Here is a 15,452-nt window from a genome sequence, read left to right as displayed (position 1 = left end):
CGATGAGTTTCTCCCGGTTCGCGAGTCCACCCACGGAACGACTCTCATCCTGGAGGACCCATGACGACTGTTTCAGCCATCACCGGAACGCTTCGGGTGGACGACGCGCGGCTGCACTACGAGGTGCGAGGGAGCGGGCCGCTGGTGGCGTTCGTCGGCGCGCCGATGGACGCCCAGGCGTTCGAGCCGCTGGCCGACCTGCTCGCGACGGACCACACCGTCCTCACCACCGACCCCCGGGGCATCCACCGGAGCCCGCTGGACGACCCCCGGCAGGACTCCACGCCGCCGCTGCGCGCCGGCGACCTGGCCCGGCTCATCGCGCACGTGGACGCGGGCCCGGCCGTGGCGCTGGGGTCCAGCGGCGGGGCGTGCACCGTTCTGGCACTGGCGCAGGCCCATCCCGAACGGGCCCGCGCGGTCATCGCCCACGAGCCGCCGCTCGCCGAGCTGCTGGACGACCGTGAGGAACTCCGCAAGGGGACGGACGACATGATCGCCACCTACCTGGACGGCGACGTCATCGGGGCCTGGGGAAAGTTCATGGCCCAGGCCGACATCAATCTGCCCGAGGGTGCGCTGGAGCAGATGTTCGGCGGCGAACGCGACCCGCAGCAGGTCACCGACGAACGCCGCTGGTTCGAGCACGAGCTGCTCGAAACCACGTTCTGGCGGCCGGACATCGCCGCCCTGCGCGCCGGCGGAACCCACGTCGTCGCCGCCATCGGCGAAGACTCGGCCGGGGAAATCTGCGACCGCGCGACCCGGGCGCTCGCCGGCGCCCTCGGCATCGAGCCGACGCTGTTCCCCGGCGGCCACATCGGCTTCGCCGACGACCCCGCCGGATTCGCCGTCCGCCTCCGGGAGGTCCTTGCCGAGGTTCCCTGACCCCGGCGCCGCGGCCGTGTCCCGGGGGGCCGGTGTCCTGTGACGACAAGGGTAATGACACACTTACATGAGTTTGTCTCATGGAGGTGTGAAAGAAACATGCCCGCGACCATCCAGCCCCCCGAGAGCGTCACTTGGCGCGTCCACCTCGACCGGTCCATGTGGGTCGGCGGGGTGCGCAGCCTGATGCTCCAGGCACTGCACCCGATGGCCATGTGGGGCGTCTGGCAGAACTCCAACTTCCGTGAGGACCCCTTCGGGCGGCTGCAGCGGACCTCGGACTTCGTCGGCCTGGGGACGTTCGGCAGCCCGGAGGAGGTCGAGGAGGCCGCCTACCGGGTCCGGGAGATCCACCGGAGCCTGCGCATCCTCAACCACGACACCGGTAAGAAGGAGCGGCTCGACCAGCCCGAACTGCTGCTGTGGGTGCACTGCGCCGAGGTCTACTCCTACCTGGAGGTGGCGCGCCGGGGCGGGCTCCTGCTGACCGACGCCATGGCCGACCGGTACCTGGACGAGCAGCGCAGATCGGCGACCCTGGTCGGGCTGCACGCGGAGGACGTCCCCGGCAGCGTCGCCGAGATGGAGGCGTTCTTCGCCGAGATGCGGCCGCGGCTGCGGGTCACCGAGGAGGCGGCGGAGACCGTCCGGTTCCTGATGTGGCCGACGATGCCGGAGAACCTGAGGTTCCTCGCGCCCGGCAAGCCCGGCTACTTCCCGTTCGGCGCGCTCTGCTACTACACGCTGCCCGGCTGGGCCCGCGACCTGTACGGGGCGCTGCCCGAGGTGCCGCAGCCGGCGGTGACGGCGGCGCTCAAGTCGTTCCGCCTGGCGATGAACTCGGTACCGGAACGGCTGCACGACTACGCGTTCGCCAAGCCCACCCGCGACATGCTCGAACGCACCCGGCAGAGGCTGGCCGCGGAGGGATACGACGTGAGCAGGGGCCTGTTCGGCCTCCGGGACCCGAGACGCTGGCCCGCCCCCACGTCCCTCACCCCGGCCTAGCGGTCGGCCTGCGGCGTGTTGCCCGTATGAGCTCCTCATAAGGGCGCCCCGCCGCAAGTGAACGAGCGTTCAGGGGGTTTCCACGGGGAGGGCCGCCCACGGGTCCTTGCGCGGGGCGGCCTCCTGGCCCTCCGGGCAGTGGCGGGCGAAGTCGCACCACGAGCACAGATTGCCCGGACGGGGCGGGAACCGCTCGTCGTGCGGAGTGTGGTCGACGACGGCCGGACGGGCGTCGGCCGGGCGAGGCTCGGGGACGCGGGTGCGCTTCCCTGCGGGGCGACGGTTCCCGGCACCCGCGCGGTACGCCTCGTCCGCTTCGGCTGCCTCACCGGCGATCTGCTCGGCGCGGCGGATGTGCCGCGCCAGCGACTCGTCGGTGTGCTCCCATTCCGCGACCTCACCGGACGGCAGGTGGTGCAGCTCGACGCGGTGGCAGGGGCGGCGCAGCACGCGGGACGCGGCGACGGCGTAGATCGCCAGGGCGAGGGAGCCCCGCGCGTCGTCGGAGGTGAGGGGACGGCGTCCCGTCTTGTAGTCGACGACGACGAGCTCGGGGCCGCGGGCGTCCAGGCGGTCGATGCGGCCGGACACGGCGATGCGGTCGGTGCGGGTCGCGACGGTGCGTTCGACACCGACCGGCTCGTCGGACGGGTCGAGGCCCGCCGCGTAGCGTTCGGTCATCTCGCGCGCCCGGTCGCGCCACTCGGCGGACTGGGCGTCGTCGCGGAACCCGTCCGTCAGCCAGCCGCGGGTCAGGAGGCTCCCGGCGGCTTCGGGGGTGCGTTCACGGACGGGCAGCCGCCACCAGCCGGCGAGGGCGTTGTGGACGCTCGCGCCGACGCTGTTGTGCGCCCACGGCGGGCCCTTCGGCGGCATCGGACGATCAAGGTAGGTCATCCGGTACCGGCGCGGGCAGTCGAGCCACGTGTTCAGCCTCGACGGCGTGCACGTGTACAGGCGCCGGGGCATCCCCTCGAAGCCCAGCTGCTCGGCATCCAACGTCGTCAGGCTCCGGGTCGGCGTTCGGTCAGTCGTCGTCCTGCGCCAGCGCGCCCCACGTCTCCCAGCGGGAGTCCTCCTCGCCGACCGTGGTCTCCTCGCCCTGCGCGGGCAGGACCTTCAGGTCCTTCGGCAGCGGGGTCAGCAGCGCGCCGATCGAGTTCAGCTGCGTGCGCAGGTCCTCGTGGACGCCGCCGATGGAGCCGGGACGGCCGCGGTGCAGGGTGTCGCCGGAGAACAGGGCGCCGAGCTGCTCGCTGATCACGCAGACGCTGCCGGGAGTGTGCCCGGGGGTGTGCACGACCTCCAGCTGGGCGTCGCCGATCTCGAAGACGCCGCCGTCCTCCAGCCAGATGTCGGGTTCGAGGGACCGCAGCGCCTTGGCGTCGTCCTCGTCGTCCTCCTCCTTGGCGAGGCGGCCGAAGAAATCGCGCCACAGCAGCCGGTCGGCGCGGTGCAGCGCGATCGGGGCCCAGTTCTCCTCGTCCTCCTCGCCCGCGGCGGCGACCTCGAGGACCACGTTGAGGTGGTGCTCGTTGCCGTCGGTGAGCAGGACGGCCATGACCTCGCGGTCACCGACCTCCTTGAGGATGGCCTCGGCGTCGTACGCCGGGTCGACCACGATGACCTCGTCGTCGTCGCCGATGAGGTAGGTGTTGTTCTCGACGTCGTGGTCGGTGTCGTCGAGGGTGAGCTGCCCCGACGTCACCACCTGTTCGATGCGCGCGTCCACCCTTGGCACCCTACCGTGATTCGGGTCCCCGGTCGGGCAGACGGAGATCATCGCCGGACGCACCGGCGAGGAGTTTCTCGTACGCGTCCGGCGCGGTGGTCTCGGCGCCGAGGCGGTCGCCGGTCGGCGCACCGTGATCGTCGCTGGAACCCGTGGCGGCCAGCCCCAGGGCGGCGGCCAGATCGCGCAGGTGGGCGCGGTCCTCCGGGACGTGGTCGGGGTGGTCCACCTCGATCCCGGCGAGGCCGGCGGCGGCGAGTCTCTCGATCACCGCGTCCGTGAAGACGTATCCGCGCCGCCGCGCCCTCGGATGCGCCAGGACGCACACTCCCCCCGCCGCGCGGACGAGCCCGATCGCCCGCTCCGGGTCGAGCGCGTACCGGTCGACGTAGGCGCGGCCGCCCTGCGCGATCCAGCGCGCGGAGAACGCCTCGTCGGCCGTCTCCACCGCACCCGCCTCGACCATGGCCCGCGCGATGTGCGGACGCCCGACCGCCTCGCCCTTGGCCAGCGCGCGGACCATGCCCCAGGTGACGTCCACGCCGAGTTCGCGGAGCCGGTCCACCATGCCCTGCGCCCGGATCACCCGGTCGTCGCAGATCCGGGCGAGTTCGGCGGCCAGCACCGGCTCCTCCGGGTCGAACAGGTAGCCGAGCATGTGCAGGCTGCGGCCGTCCTCCCGGCACGACAGCTCGACACCGGGGACGAGGGTCAGGCCCGCGGGCAGCGAACCGGCGGCCTCGTCCCAGCCGGCGACGGTGTCGTGGTCGGTGAGCGCCAGGACGTCCAGTCCCTTCGCCCGCGCCAGCCGGACGACCTCCGCGGGCGGCCGGGTGCCGTCGGACACGTGGCTGTGGCTGTGCAGATCGATCCGCATGCCGCCGTTCATATCAGGGCGTCACTCGTCGAGCCGCGGGCTGTACGCGCCGTAGGGGAGGTCCATCTCCATCCCCGGCTCGCGCAGATCGATCAGGTTCTGGCGCTCCAGCATGAGGAGACCGGCGTCGGCGGGCCACAGCACCGTCCACAGCCAGTCGCCCATCGCCTCGCCCACGTACACGGCCCGGTCGGGCTTGCCGCCGACCGCCCACATCGGCACCGAATGGCCGCAGGTGGCCGCGGGGCCGCTCACGTCGAGCTTCACGTGCGGCGGGCTGCCGTCGAACACCTCACCCGGGTCGGCGCCGTCCAGCCCCGCGTAGTGGGCGCCCAGGCCGACGCCCGGCTGCTCGGCGATCAGCACCATGTCGGCGGGGCCGCTGAGCAGCCCCGGCCCGGACACTGCGACGGCCGTCGCCCGCGCCCCGCTGCGGTCGTCCCCGACCGTGGCGAACCCCGTGACGAGCCAGCCCATCGGAAGGGGCCAGGGCGTCCAGACGGGGACTCTCGCGTCGCGCAGCACGGCGGCCAGCCCGTCCGGGCCGGGTCGTTTGGACGGCTGCCTCGGCAGGACGGCGCCGTGCACGCCGCAGGTCCAGTCGCTCGACCAGAGACTCGGCGCTAGAACGGGACCCGCGCAGCGCGGGCATGTGGGCTCCGCCCTCATGATTACCCACCCTGCGCGGCGACGTCCCGACTCGTCAAGGTCGCGCGGGTCGCCACCTGGGAAAGGGGGAACAAAATGGGGTCATGCGAATACGGTGCGTCGGCGGGATCGTGCGGGACGGGCAGGGGCGGCTGCTCATGGTGCGGCGGGGGCGTCCGCCGGGTGAAGGACTGTGGTCCATCCCGGGTGGGCGGGTCGAACCCGGCGAGGACGACCCGGCCGCGGTCGCACGGGAACTGAAGGAGGAGACCGGGCTGGACGTCGTCGTCGGTGCGCCGGCCGGAACGGTGGAACGTCCGGGGCCCGGCGGCGTCACCTACGACATCCACGACTACGTGGCGACGGTCGCGGGCGGGACGCTCCGTGCCGGGGACGACGCGTCCGACGTGCGCTGGGTCTCCCCCGACGGGCTCCGCGGACTCCCCGTCACGCCCGGCCTTCTCGACGCCCTTGCCCTGTGGGGCCTCCTATGAGGCGTGCGCCGGATGGCTGTCCGCCGTCACCGGGACGTCGTCGCCGGGGTCGCCGGGGTCGTCGGAGGTGACGGTCTGGACGCGCATCCGCCGCGCCAGCCAGACGGCGGCCGCCGCGAACAGCACCATCGGGACGATGTCGGCCACGACGACCTGCCACGGAACCCCGCCCTGCTCGATGTCCAGCTGGCCGATCGCGGCCGAACCGAGGAACGCCAGCAGGTTGTTGAACACGTGCAGGGCGATGCTCGCCTCCAGCCCCCCGGTCCGCACCGCCACCCAGGCCGCGACCGCACCGAAGACGAAGATGTCGAGGATGCCCCAGCCGGTGTAGCCGTGCCCGGCCGTGAACAGCGCCGACCCGACCACGATGCCGGGCCACGGCGTCCGGAACACGACGCTGAAAGCCTGCCCGATGCGTCCCCTGGCGTTCTCCAGCGTGCAGGCGCCGACGGCTTGCAGCACCCAGCCGCGGAAGACGTACTCCTCCGCCGCCGCCTGGAACGGCACCAGCAGGATGATGACGACGGCCGGAACGAGGAACTTGTCCCACCCGACCCAGTGCTCGTCCCCGCCTGACTGGTCGTCCAGGCTGAGGGCCGCCAGGAACGACGTCCCGTACGCCACGATGCAGAACAGGATCGCCAGGCCGCAGCAGGCCAGCATCCACTTCCAGCGCAGCCGTCCCGCCACCGACGAGAGCGTGCCGGGTCTGCGGCGCTGAATCCCCCAGGCCGCGAACAGCGCCACCGGCAGGAACACCGCGAGCGCGGCGAGGTTGAACGCCAGGTCGGCCGTGTCGTCACCGAAGATCGTGTTCGGGTCCGTGCCGGTCGTCTCGGACAGCTCACCGGTGACCACCACCCGGATGATCATCCCGATGAGCATGAGCCCGACCGTCAGACTCAGGCCGATGCCCGCGATCGTCAGGGTCCCCACCAGCGGGCGCCACCACCGATGCCTACCGGTGCGCGCCAGCCTGTGGAAGGGGCTCCCGGCCGGCGCCGCGACCGTCCAGGGCGTCTTCACGGGCTGTGCCCCGTACCCCGGATACGCCTGCCCGTAAGGGGCGGCCCCGTACTCCCGGTCCCACCCGGGGGGCTGCGCCGGTGAACCCGGCCAGTACGGCATCCCCGCCGCGTAGGGCTGCTGCGCCTGCTCGGGCGGCGCACCGTAGGGCTGCGTGCCGTAGGGCTGCGTGCCGTAGGGCTGCGGGTCCTGCTGAGGACCCTGCTGAGGGTGCGGCTCCTGAGGATGCGGCTCCGCGGGCCGGCCGCCGGAAAGGTCGGGGTCCAGCGGGGCCCAGCCGTCGGCATCCCCTGGCTCTGACACGTTGGACCCTCCCGAAAGCCTTCGCGTACGTAGGGACGAATCGTACGGGGCCTCAGTTCCCCGGTGGGTCGAACCGCTCGGTGCGTGTCATGCCCGCCGCCCGGCCCTTGGCGGCGACGACGAGCGCCATCTTCCGGGACGCCTCGTCGATCATCTCGTCGCCGAGGGTGGCGGCGCCACGCCCCTCGACGGTGACGAAGTGGTCGTAGGCGTCGAGGATCAGCTCGGCGTGGTCGTAGTCGTCCTGGGACGGGGAGAACACCGCGTTCCCGGCCTCGATCTGCGACGGGTGCAGCACCCACTTGCCGTCGAACCCCAGCGCCGCGGAGCGCCGCGCGACCCGCGTGAACGCCTCCACGTCCCGGACGTTGAAGTACGGCCCGTCGATGGCCTGCAGGTCGTTGGCGCGGGCGGCCATCAGGATCCGCATCAGGATGTAGTGGTAGGCGTCGCCCTCGGTGTAGCCGGGCGGCTGCTCGCCGACGACGAGGGTCTTCATGTTGATCGACGCCATGAGGTCGCCGGGGCCGAGGACGAGCGACTCCAGCCGCGGCGAGGACGCGGCGATCGCGTCGATGCCGACCATTCCGCGCGCGTCCTCGATCTGGGCCTCGATGCCGATGCCGCCGTCGGGCAGGCCCATGGCCCGCTCGATCTGGGTGAGCAGCCGGTCGAGCCACTGGACGTGGCCGGCGTCCCGCACCTTCGGCAGCATGACGGCGTCGAGGTTCGCGCCGGCGCCCTCCACGACCTCGATCACGTCCCGGTAGGCCCAGTGGGTGTCCAGGTCGTTGACGCGCACCACCCGGGTCTTGCCGGCCCACTCCCCCTCGTTGAGCGCGGCGACGACGGTCCTGCGGGCCTCCTCCTTCGCGGACGGCGCGACGGCGTCCTCCAGGTCGAGGAAGATCTCGTCCGCGGGGAGCCCCTGCGCCTTCTCGATGAAGCGGGCGTTGCTGCCGGGGACCGCGAGCGTGGTACGTCGAGAGCGCATGGCCCGGATGCTATCCAGCGGTGTGAGACCCTTCAGGGCATGGGTGAGCTGAACCTGGCGCTGGTGGAGGAGGCGGCCAAGAAGTCGGGGCTGCTGTGGCTGGACCTGCCCGGCCTGCCGCAGCCGAGGGCCGCCTGGCACGTGTGGCACGACGGCTCCGCCTACGTCCTGACCGGCGGGGAGGGCGAGCAGCCGCTGCCGGGCCTGCCGGAGTCCACGCACGTGACGGTGATCCTGCGCAGCAAGGACAAGGGCGGCCGGCTCATCTCGTTCGCCGCCGACGCCGAGCCGGTCGAGCCGGGCTCCGAGCTGTGGGACGCCGTGACACCGCTGCTGGCCAAGGACCGCCTGAACGCCGCGTCCCACGAGGGCCAGGTGGAACGCTGGGCCACCGAGTCGTGGATCATCCGGCTCACCCCGGCCTTCGAGGCCCCCGGGTCCACCGGCGACTACGCCACCGTCCGTCCCGTCCCGACGCCCGCGACGACCGCGGGCCCGCCGCCGCGCATGTACGGCGGCAAACGCCGCCGCGTCGACCAGTAGAAGCGCCGGGGGGCGTCACATCGGCAGCCGGCGGCCCTCGGCGATGGCGTGGAGCTTGTCGGGGTTGGCGACCAGGTGGACGGCCAGGATCCGGCCCTCGTCGTCGATGTCGGCCGTGACGGTGCTGATCGGGCCGTCGGGGCCGTCCACGACCAGGGCGGGCTCGCCGTTGATGTGGACGCGCCGGACCCGCATGTCGGCGGGTTCGACGCCCGCGTACGGCTGGCCGGTGATCGCCGAGAGCCAGCGGCCCACCTTGGTCGCGCCGTGGATGACGCGCCGCGCCGCCCTGACCTTGCCGCCGCCGTCCGTCCACAGCGCGACGTCGGGGGCGAGGACCTCCATGAGCCGGTTGATGTCGCCGCCGAGGACGGCGTCGAAGAACCGCTCGGTGGCCTGCCGCCGCTCCGCGCCGCCCGTCTCGAAACGGGGACGCCGCGCCTCCACGTGCTTGCGGGCGCGGGTGCCGAGCTGCCGCACCGACGTCTCCGCGCGGTCCAGCGCCTTGGCGATCTCGGCGTACGGGTAGCCGAACACCTCCTTGAGGACGAACACGGCGCGTTCCAGAGGGCTCAGCGTTTCCAGGACGACGAGCATCGCCATCGACACCGACTCCGACATCTCCGCGTCCTCGGCGACGTCCGGGGAGGTCAGCATCGGCTCGGGCAGCCACGGCCCGACATAGGTCTCGCGCCGGGCCCGCGCCGACCGCAGCCGGTCCAGCGCGACGTTGGTGGTGATGCGGACGAGGTAGGCCTTGGGTTCGGCGACGTCCGAGCGGTCCGCCGCGGACCAGCGGAGCCACGCGTCCTGGACGGCGTCCTCCGCGTCGGCGGCCGTGCCCAGCATCCGGTACGCCACCGCGAAGAGCAGATTCCGATGCTCCTCGAACGGCCCCTCGAACGCCTCACTCATGGTCGTCAGCCTTTCATATCGTCCGCGCGCGGCTCCTGACCACGGGGACGGGACGGCGGCGCGGGATGTGACACGTCCCGCCCGGCGGCGTCCGGTATCACCTGCCCGGTCCCGGATCAGGCGGGAGATCATGGGTAGTGTCCTGGCCATGAGCGGAGCTCCGACACGGGTGTTCATCGCCCGGCTCGCCGGGGTCGCGGTGTTCGACCCCGCCGGTGACCAGGTCGGCAGGGTCCGCGATGTCGTCGTGGGCCTGCGGCTGGCGCCGCGGCCGCCGCGGGCGCTGGGGCTGGTGGTGGAGGTCGCGTCCCGCCACACCGTGTTCCTGCCGATCACGCGGGTGACGGTGATCGAGGCGGACGCGGTCGTCTTCGACGGGCGGCTGAACATGCGGCGGTTCCGCAAACGCGAATCCGAGACGCTGGTCATCGCCGAGATGCTGGACCGGACGGTCCGGCTCTCGGGCAGCGGGGACTCCGTCTCGGTCGTCGACGTGGCGATGGAGCCGACCCGGACCCGCGACTGGCTGATCGGCAAGGTCGCGGTGCGCCGCAAGGAAGGACGGGGGCTGCGCAAGCGCGGCGAGAGCTTCGTCGTGGACTGGGACGCCGTCGAGGGGTTCTCCGCCGTCGAGCAAGGGCAGGGCGCGGCCGGGCTGATCGCCGCGTTCGGGCAGCTGAAACCCGCCGACCTGGCCGGCATCGTGCACGAGCTGACGGCGAAGCGGCGCGCGGAGGTCGCCGCCGCGCTCGACGACGAGCGGCTCGCGGACGTCCTGGAAGAACTGCCGGAGGACGACCAGATCGAGATCCTCAGCAAGCTCGGCGTGGACCGGGCCGCGGACGTCCTGGAGGCCATGGGCCCCGACGACGCCGCCGACCTGCTCGGGGACCTGCCCACCGAGCAGCGCGAGCAGCTGCTGACGCTGATGGAGCCGCACGAGGCGGCGCCGCTGCGCAGGCTGCTGACCTACGAGGACTACTCGGCCGGCGGCCTGATGACCACCGACCCGGTGATCGTCGCGCCGGACGCGACGGTCGCCGAGGCGCTCGCGCTGATCCGGCGGCCCGACCTGAACCCCGCCCTGGCCGCGCAGGTGTACGTGTGCCGGCCGCCGACCGCGACGCCGACGGGCCGCTACCTCGGGACGGTCCATTTCCAGAAACTGCTGCGGGAGCCGCCGCCGACGCTCGTCGCCGGGATCCTGGACACCGAGCTGGACCCGCTGCGGCCCACCATGTCACTGGAGGCCGTCGCGATGTTCCTGGCCACCTACAACCTCGTCGCGGGCGCCGTCGTGGACGACAACGGCCACCTGCTGGGGTCGGTGACCATCGACGACGTCCTCGACCATCTGCTGCCCGTGGACTGGCGGGAGGCCCTGATGGACGCCGCCGCGGACGAGACCGCGGATCCCGAGGAAGAGGCTCTCCGGGGGAACACGTGATGACGACACGCCAGATGACCGCACGCCTGGACCAGCCGAGGGAGATCCGCCGGACGCTGGTGCCGCGGCCCCACTACGATCCTGAGTCGTTCGGGCGGCTGTCCGAGCGGATCGCGAGGTTCCTGGGGACGGCCCGCTTCCTCGTCTACCTGACCGTGTTCATCACCGTGTGGGTGGCGTGGAACCTTCTCGCGCCGTCGTTCCTGCGGTTCGACCCCTACCCGTTCATCTTCCTGACGCTGATCCTGTCGGTCCAGGCGTCCTACGCCGCGCCGCTGATCCTCCTCGCCCAGAACCGGCAGGACGACCGGGACCGCGTCCAGTACGAGCAGGACCGGGCGAGGAACGAACGCACCATCGCCGACACCGAGTACCTGACGCGGGAGATCGCCGGGCTGCGGGTGGCGGTGAGCGAGGTCGTCACCCGCGACTTCCTGCGCTCGGAGCTTCAGCAGATGATGCGGGAGCTGGACGCCAAGGACTCCGCGGCCTAGCCCCCGTCAGGCGCGGGCGGGGACCTGCTCGCCGGTGAGCTTGTCCAGGATGTGCTGGAAGGTGCGCAGGTCCGACGCGTCCAGCCTGCTGATCATGTGGTCCCGGACGCCCTGCCGGTAGGTGGGCGCTGCCTCCTCCAGCCGGGCCCGCCCGGCGGACGTCAGGACGGCGTACAGGCCGCGGGCGTCGCTCGCACAGGACTGCCGGGCGACCAGCCCCTCGCGCTCCAGCCGGTCGACGAGCCGGGTCAGCCCGCTGCGCGACAGCAGGACGCGGTCGGCGAGATCGTTCATCCGGAGCCGGCCGCCCGGGGCCTCGCCGAGATGCATGAGGACGTCGTAGGAGCCCAGCGCGAGGTCGTGGTGCGCCAGCAGGTCGGCCTGGAGCCGGCGGGAGATCTGCGCCTGGGCGCGGAGCATGCCGCGCCAGACGGTCAGCTCAGCGGCCGAGATCGTGCTGCTTGTCACGCACCGATGTTACGGCTGCGCCGCCTCCCGCGCGATGCCGACGCACACGGCGGTGTGAAGACGGCCACCCTGATTAGCAGGTTCTTGCATGGGGTTCATACCATGGGCGTATGGCCTCCCAGTTGACGACCGAGCAGGTGACCGCGGCGCTCGCCACCGTGAACGATCCTGAGATCCGCAAGCCCATCACCGAGCTCGACATGGTCAAGAGCATCGACATCGACGGCGGCACCGTCCGCGTCGGCGTCTTCCTGACCGTGGCCGGATGTCCCATGAAGGACACGATCACCAAGAACGTCACGGAGGCCGTCTCCAAACTCGACGGCGTGACCTCGGTGCGCGTCGACCTCGACGTGATGAGCGAGGAGCAGCGCAAGGACCTGCAGACCAAGCTGCGCGGCGGCGAGCCGGCCAAGGAGATCCCGTTCGCCAGGCCCGGCTCGCTGACCAAGGTGTACGCGGTCGCGAGCGGCAAGGGCGGCGTCGGCAAGTCGTCGGTGACCGTCAACCTCGCCGCCGCGCTCGCCGCGCAGGGCCGCAAGGTCGGGGTCGTCGACGCCGACATCTACGGCCACTCGGTGCCGCGCATGCTCGGCGTGGACGCCTCGCCCACCAAGGTCCAGGACATGATCATGCCGCCGACGGCGCATGACGTGAAGGTCATCTCGGTCGGCATGTTCACCGCCGGGAACCAGCCGGTCGTGTGGCGCGGCCCGATGCTGCACCGGGCGCTGCAGCAGTTCCTCTCGGACGTCTACTGGGGCGACCTCGACATCCTCCTGATGGACCTGCCGCCCGGCACCGGCGACATCGCGATCTCCGTCGCGCAACTGCTGCCGTCCGCGGAGATCCTCGTCGTCACCACCCCGCAGCAGGCGGCCGCCGAGGTCGCCGAACGGGCGGGCGCGATCTCCGCGCAGACGCACCAGCAGGTCGTCGGCGTGATCGAGAACATGTCGTACCTGACGTGCGCGCACTGCGGCGAGCGGCAGTACATCTTCGGTGAGGGCGGCGGCCAGACGGTCGCGGACGCGCTGACGAAGACGCTCGGGACCCGCGTCCCCCTGCTCGGCCAGGTGCAGATCGACCCGCGGCTCCGCGAGGGCGGCGACGAAGGCAAGCCGCTGGTGCTGTCCGACCCGGACTCCGGCGCCGCCAAGGAACTCCGCACCATCGCCGACGACCTCGCCGGCCGCAACCGCGGCCTCGCCGGAATGTCCCTGGGCATCTCCCCCAAGGGCCGCTGACCCGCCCGCTGAAACGCGAAAAGGCCCCGCCTGCCGGGCGGGGCCTTTGCTGTCTGACGGCCGTTCCTTCAGGTCGCTTCGGGGTCGAAGGGGGGGCGTTCGTCGTAGGCGAGGTGGCCGTTTCCGGATGCCGTCGCGTATGACGGTTCGTCGTCGAAGACGTTGCCCCTGTTCAGGGAGGGGTCCTCGTCCTCGAAGAGGTGCTTGCGGACGAAGGTCTTCGGGTTGAGGTCGTTGATGTCGAAGTCTTTGAACTCCGGTCCGAGGCCCTCCTGGAGGTCCGCCCTGGCGGAGTTGGCCATCTGGCGGAACTGCCGCAGCATCCGGCCCGCCTGCCCGGCGACCTGGGGCAGCTTGTCTCCGAAAATGACCAGGGCGAGGACGACGAGCACCGCCATCTCACCGAGTCCGACGTCGAACAACCTGTCCTCCACATGCGGCAGGGACCGGCCCTGCGGCGGACCGGTCCCCCCAGCGTATCCCGAGCCCGGATGAACCGGACCTGAACCCTCTGTGCATCCTCCGGGGACGGCTCATCGGGCCCGGCGGGACATTGATCAGTCGGAGCCGAGCGTCACCTCGACGGTGCTCTCCCGGCCGTCGCGCTGGTAGGTGATCGTGATCCGGTCGCCGGGTGCGCGGCTGCGGATCTGCGCGATCAGGTCGGTCGCGTCCTCGATCGGCTTGTCGTCGACACGGGTGATCACGTCGCCTGCCTTCAGGCCGGCCTTGTCCGCCGGGCCGCCCTTGGTCACCGGGTCCTGCCCGTTGACGGGCTCCGGAATGATCCGCGCGCCGCCGTCCTGGTAGCGGGGGTCGGGCAGCACGCCCAGCTTGGCCTGCCGGACGGTGCCGGTCCGGATGATCTCCTCGGCGACCCGGTTGGCCTGGTTGACCGGGATCGCGAAGCCGAGGCCGATGCTGCCGCCCGGTTCGCTGCCGAGGCCCTGGCCGCCGAGCGTCGCGATCGCGGTGTTGATGCCGATGACGCGGCCCTTGGCGTCCACCAGCGGACCGCCCGAGTTGCCCGGGTTGATCGCCGCGTCGGTCTGGATGGCGTTGAGGAACGACGCGTCGCCGCCCTCACCTCGCGTGGGCACGGCGCGGTTCAGCGAGCTGACGATGCCGGTGGTGACCGAGCCCTGCAGGCCGAGCGGCGAGCCGATCGCGATCACCGGGTCACCGACGGCGATCTTGCTGGAGTCGCCGAGTGTGAGCGCGGGCAGCGAATGCTGCCCCTCGGGCTTCAGGACGGCGACGTCCGAGCTCGGGTCGGCGCCCTTGACGGTGGCGGGCAGCGTCTTCTTGTCGTTGAAGACGATCTGGATGGCGCCGCCGTCGCCGCCGGCGACGACGTGGTTGTTGGTGATGACGTAGCCGCCGTTGACGATGAAGCCGGTGCCGCCGACCTCGCCCTGCGAGGACTGCACGCGGATCATCACGACGCTCGGCAGCACGCGCTGCGCCACGCCCGCGACCGAGTCCGGCGGACGGGCCTGTGCCTCGGTGCCGCTGCTGTCGCTGCCGCCGAGGCTGACCGAGCCGCCGCCGCCGTCGTTGGTCGCGACGACGCCGACCCCGGCGCCGACCGCGCCGGCCACCAGCGCGACGATCACCGTGATGACGGCGAGGAGCCCGAGGCCCGGACCGCCGCGCCCCGATGACGGCGGCGCGGGAACCGGCGCCCAGTTCGGGCCGCCCCCGGGCGGCATGCCGAACCCGGCCATCGGGCGGGGGCCACCGGGCGGCGGGCCCATCGGCGCGGGCGGCGGACCGCCCATCGGCGGCGGACCGCCCACGGGCGGCGGCCCCTGGTGGGGGTGCTGCGCCCAGCCGCCATATGGCTGGCCGTGCGCGGCACGCGGGTCATGGTTGTGCGGGACGAATCCGGGACGCCTGCGGTCCTCGGGGCCCTCCGCGAGGGGCTTGTCGAGCGGTACCGGCGGCGGCGGCTGCGGCATGTCGTTCGGCGACGCGTCCTGCAGCGGCACCTCCTGCGGCCCCATGTCGGCCTGCGGGGACCGGGACAGTACGTCCTCGCTGGTGTCCGGCGGCCCCCCGAACGACGAGTCCGGCGGCGCGAATCCTCCCGCCACGAGCCTGTCGCCGCCCTGAGCCGCATCCGGCTCGGGCTCCGGCTCCGGGTCGTCGGCCTCGGACCGAGCCTCCCCCTCGGACCACGGGTCCGGCTCGGGGTCGTCCACCGGCAGCTCCAGCGGAATCTCCTGGTCGGTCACCGTCTCGGGAGGAGCCGCCGCCTCCTGCCGTTCAGGCTCCCGGCCGGAGGCGACGTCGTCGTCCTCCGACGGTGCCCTGACCGGCCCGCGGTTGTCTTCCGTCATCCCCATCTCTCCTACCGAGCATG

17 protein-coding genes are annotated in these 15,452 nt (G+C 72.2%); 7 read left to right on the top strand and 10 right to left on the bottom strand.

Annotated elements, in window-relative coordinates:
• Window positions 1–60 precede the first annotated feature (60 nt).
• Both ACGFIS_RS30855 and ACGFIS_RS30850 read left to right on the top strand, forming a co-directional pair.
• Window positions 61–888, top strand: a complete 828-nt coding sequence (locus ACGFIS_RS30855) for an alpha/beta fold hydrolase (protein WP_392910765.1) — start codon at window positions 61–63, stop codon at window positions 886–888.
• A 99-nt stretch (window positions 889–987) separates the two neighbouring features.
• Window positions 988–1,896 (top strand): oxygenase MpaB family protein, encoded by a 909-nt coding sequence (locus ACGFIS_RS30850; protein WP_392910767.1) that lies wholly within the window; start codon window positions 988–990, stop codon window positions 1,894–1,896.
• Window positions 1,897–1,965: 69 nt separating this feature from the next.
• Here ACGFIS_RS30850 and ACGFIS_RS30845 read toward each other — a convergent pair whose 3' ends face one another.
• From ACGFIS_RS30845 to ACGFIS_RS30830, 4 genes are read right to left on the bottom strand one after another with little or no spacing between them, the layout of a single operon-like run.
• The gene (locus tag ACGFIS_RS30845; RefSeq protein WP_392910769.1) at window positions 1,966–2,895 is read right to left on the bottom strand and encodes a RecB family exonuclease; all 930 of its coding nucleotides are present in this window, start codon (window positions 2,893–2,895) and stop codon (window positions 1,966–1,968) included.
• A gap of 28 nt (window positions 2,896–2,923) precedes the next feature.
• On the bottom strand, window positions 2,924–3,628 hold the full coding sequence (locus tag ACGFIS_RS30840) for an MBL fold metallo-hydrolase (RefSeq protein ID WP_392910771.1): 705 nt from the start codon (window positions 3,626–3,628) through the stop codon (window positions 2,924–2,926).
• 10 nt (window positions 3,629–3,638) lie between these two features.
• Complete coding sequence (locus ACGFIS_RS30835) at window positions 3,639–4,505, bottom strand: PHP domain-containing protein (protein WP_392910773.1); 867 nt, start codon at window positions 4,503–4,505, stop codon at window positions 3,639–3,641.
• A 21-nt stretch (window positions 4,506–4,526) separates the two neighbouring features.
• Complete coding sequence (locus ACGFIS_RS30830) at window positions 4,527–5,174, bottom strand: DUF6758 family protein (protein WP_392910775.1); 648 nt, start codon at window positions 5,172–5,174, stop codon at window positions 4,527–4,529.
• Window positions 5,175–5,257: 83 nt separating this feature from the next.
• Here ACGFIS_RS30830 and ACGFIS_RS30825 point away from each other — a divergent pair, with 83 nt between their 5' ends.
• A complete protein-coding gene (locus ACGFIS_RS30825) occupies window positions 5,258–5,647 on the top strand; it encodes an NUDIX hydrolase (protein ID WP_392910777.1) in 390 nt (129 codons plus the stop codon).
• Here ACGFIS_RS30825 and ACGFIS_RS30820 read toward each other — a convergent pair.
• Both ACGFIS_RS30820 and ACGFIS_RS30815 read right to left on the bottom strand, forming a co-directional pair.
• On the bottom strand, window positions 5,642–6,979 hold the full coding sequence (locus ACGFIS_RS30820) for a type II CAAX prenyl endopeptidase Rce1 family protein (RefSeq protein ID WP_392910779.1): 1,338 nt from the start codon (window positions 6,977–6,979) through the stop codon (window positions 5,642–5,644). The two genes, ACGFIS_RS30825 and ACGFIS_RS30820, sit on opposite strands and share 6 nt — an antisense overlap.
• Window positions 6,980–7,031: 52 nt before the next feature.
• Window positions 7,032–7,973, bottom strand: a complete 942-nt coding sequence (locus ACGFIS_RS30815) for an HpcH/HpaI aldolase/citrate lyase family protein (RefSeq protein ID WP_392910781.1) — start codon at window positions 7,971–7,973, stop codon at window positions 7,032–7,034.
• Window positions 7,974–8,012: 39 nt separating this feature from the next.
• On the opposite strand from ACGFIS_RS30815, the gene ACGFIS_RS30810 reads away from it, so the two are divergent.
• Window positions 8,013–8,516: a hypothetical protein gene (locus ACGFIS_RS30810; protein ID WP_392910783.1), complete on the top strand. Its 504-nt coding sequence runs from the start codon at window positions 8,013–8,015 to the stop codon at window positions 8,514–8,516.
• A 15-nt stretch (window positions 8,517–8,531) separates the two neighbouring features.
• Here the strand turns inward: ACGFIS_RS30810 and ACGFIS_RS30805 are convergent, their stop codons facing one another.
• Window positions 8,532–9,431: an RNA polymerase sigma-70 factor gene (locus ACGFIS_RS30805; RefSeq protein WP_392910785.1), complete on the bottom strand. Its 900-nt coding sequence runs from the start codon at window positions 9,429–9,431 to the stop codon at window positions 8,532–8,534.
• A gap of 148 nt (window positions 9,432–9,579) precedes the next feature.
• Here ACGFIS_RS30805 and ACGFIS_RS30800 point away from each other — a divergent pair, with 148 nt between their 5' ends.
• Window positions 9,580–10,878 (top strand): magnesium transporter MgtE N-terminal domain-containing protein, encoded by a 1,299-nt coding sequence (locus ACGFIS_RS30800; protein ID WP_392910787.1) that lies wholly within the window; start codon window positions 9,580–9,582, stop codon window positions 10,876–10,878.
• Window positions 10,878–11,372 (top strand): DUF1003 domain-containing protein, encoded by a 495-nt coding sequence (locus ACGFIS_RS30795; RefSeq protein WP_392910789.1) that lies wholly within the window; start codon window positions 10,878–10,880, stop codon window positions 11,370–11,372. The genes ACGFIS_RS30800 and ACGFIS_RS30795 overlap by 1 nt, the downstream gene beginning before the upstream one ends.
• 6 nt (window positions 11,373–11,378) lie before the next feature.
• Here ACGFIS_RS30795 and ACGFIS_RS30790 read toward each other — a convergent pair whose 3' ends face one another.
• Window positions 11,379–11,840 (bottom strand): MarR family winged helix-turn-helix transcriptional regulator, encoded by a 462-nt coding sequence (locus ACGFIS_RS30790; RefSeq protein WP_392910791.1) that lies wholly within the window; start codon window positions 11,838–11,840, stop codon window positions 11,379–11,381.
• Window positions 11,841–11,950: 110 nt separating this feature from the next.
• On the opposite strand from ACGFIS_RS30790, the gene ACGFIS_RS30785 reads away from it, so the two are divergent.
• Window positions 11,951–13,087, top strand: coding sequence for an Mrp/NBP35 family ATP-binding protein (locus ACGFIS_RS30785; protein ID WP_392910793.1), 1,137 nt, complete (start codon window positions 11,951–11,953; stop codon window positions 13,085–13,087).
• Between the two features lie 68 nt (window positions 13,088–13,155).
• Here ACGFIS_RS30785 and ACGFIS_RS30780 read toward each other — a convergent pair whose 3' ends face one another.
• Both ACGFIS_RS30780 and ACGFIS_RS30775 read right to left on the bottom strand, forming a co-directional pair.
• Window positions 13,156–13,509 (bottom strand): sec-independent translocase, encoded by a 354-nt coding sequence (locus tag ACGFIS_RS30780; RefSeq protein WP_392910796.1) that lies wholly within the window; start codon window positions 13,507–13,509, stop codon window positions 13,156–13,158.
• A 135-nt stretch (window positions 13,510–13,644) separates the two neighbouring features.
• Window positions 13,645–15,429 (bottom strand): S1C family serine protease, encoded by a 1,785-nt coding sequence (locus tag ACGFIS_RS30775; RefSeq protein WP_392910798.1) that lies wholly within the window; start codon window positions 15,427–15,429, stop codon window positions 13,645–13,647.
• Window positions 15,430–15,452: the final 23 nt, after the last annotated feature.

This window comes from Spirillospora sp. NPDC048824, from assembly GCF_043198455.1.
Lineage (GTDB): Bacteria > Actinomycetota > Actinomycetes > Streptosporangiales > Streptosporangiaceae > Spirillospora.
This window is presented reverse-complemented; position numbering and strand designations above follow the sequence as displayed.

Bases quoted from the DNA above. Each gene is read 5' to 3' on its own strand.
- ACGFIS_RS30855 (WP_392910765.1), top strand. From the start codon at position 61: ATGACGACTGTTTCAGCCATCACCGGAACGCTTCGGGTGGACGACGCG.
- ACGFIS_RS30850 (WP_392910767.1), top strand. From the start codon at position 988: ATGCCCGCGACCATCCAGCCCCCCGAGAGCGTCACTTGGCGCGTCCAC.
- ACGFIS_RS30835 (WP_392910773.1), bottom strand. From the start codon at position 4,505: ATGCGGATCGATCTGCACAGCCACAGCCACGTGTCCGACGGCACCCGG.
- ACGFIS_RS30830 (WP_392910775.1), bottom strand. From the start codon at position 5,174: ATGAGGGCGGAGCCCACATGCCCGCGCTGCGCGGGTCCCGTTCTAGCG.
- ACGFIS_RS30825 (WP_392910777.1), top strand. From the start codon at position 5,258: ATGCGAATACGGTGCGTCGGCGGGATCGTGCGGGACGGGCAGGGGCGG.
- ACGFIS_RS30815 (WP_392910781.1), bottom strand. From the start codon at position 7,973: ATGCGCTCTCGACGTACCACGCTCGCGGTCCCCGGCAGCAACGCCCGC.
- ACGFIS_RS30810 (WP_392910783.1), top strand. From the start codon at position 8,013: ATGGGTGAGCTGAACCTGGCGCTGGTGGAGGAGGCGGCCAAGAAGTCG.
- ACGFIS_RS30805 (WP_392910785.1), bottom strand. From the start codon at position 9,431: ATGAGTGAGGCGTTCGAGGGGCCGTTCGAGGAGCATCGGAATCTGCTC.
- ACGFIS_RS30800 (WP_392910787.1), top strand. From the start codon at position 9,580: ATGAGCGGAGCTCCGACACGGGTGTTCATCGCCCGGCTCGCCGGGGTC.
- ACGFIS_RS30795 (WP_392910789.1), top strand. From the start codon at position 10,878: ATGACGACACGCCAGATGACCGCACGCCTGGACCAGCCGAGGGAGATC.
- ACGFIS_RS30785 (WP_392910793.1), top strand. From the start codon at position 11,951: ATGGCCTCCCAGTTGACGACCGAGCAGGTGACCGCGGCGCTCGCCACC.
- ACGFIS_RS30775 (WP_392910798.1), bottom strand. From the start codon at position 15,429: ATGACGGAAGACAACCGCGGGCCGGTCAGGGCACCGTCGGAGGACGAC.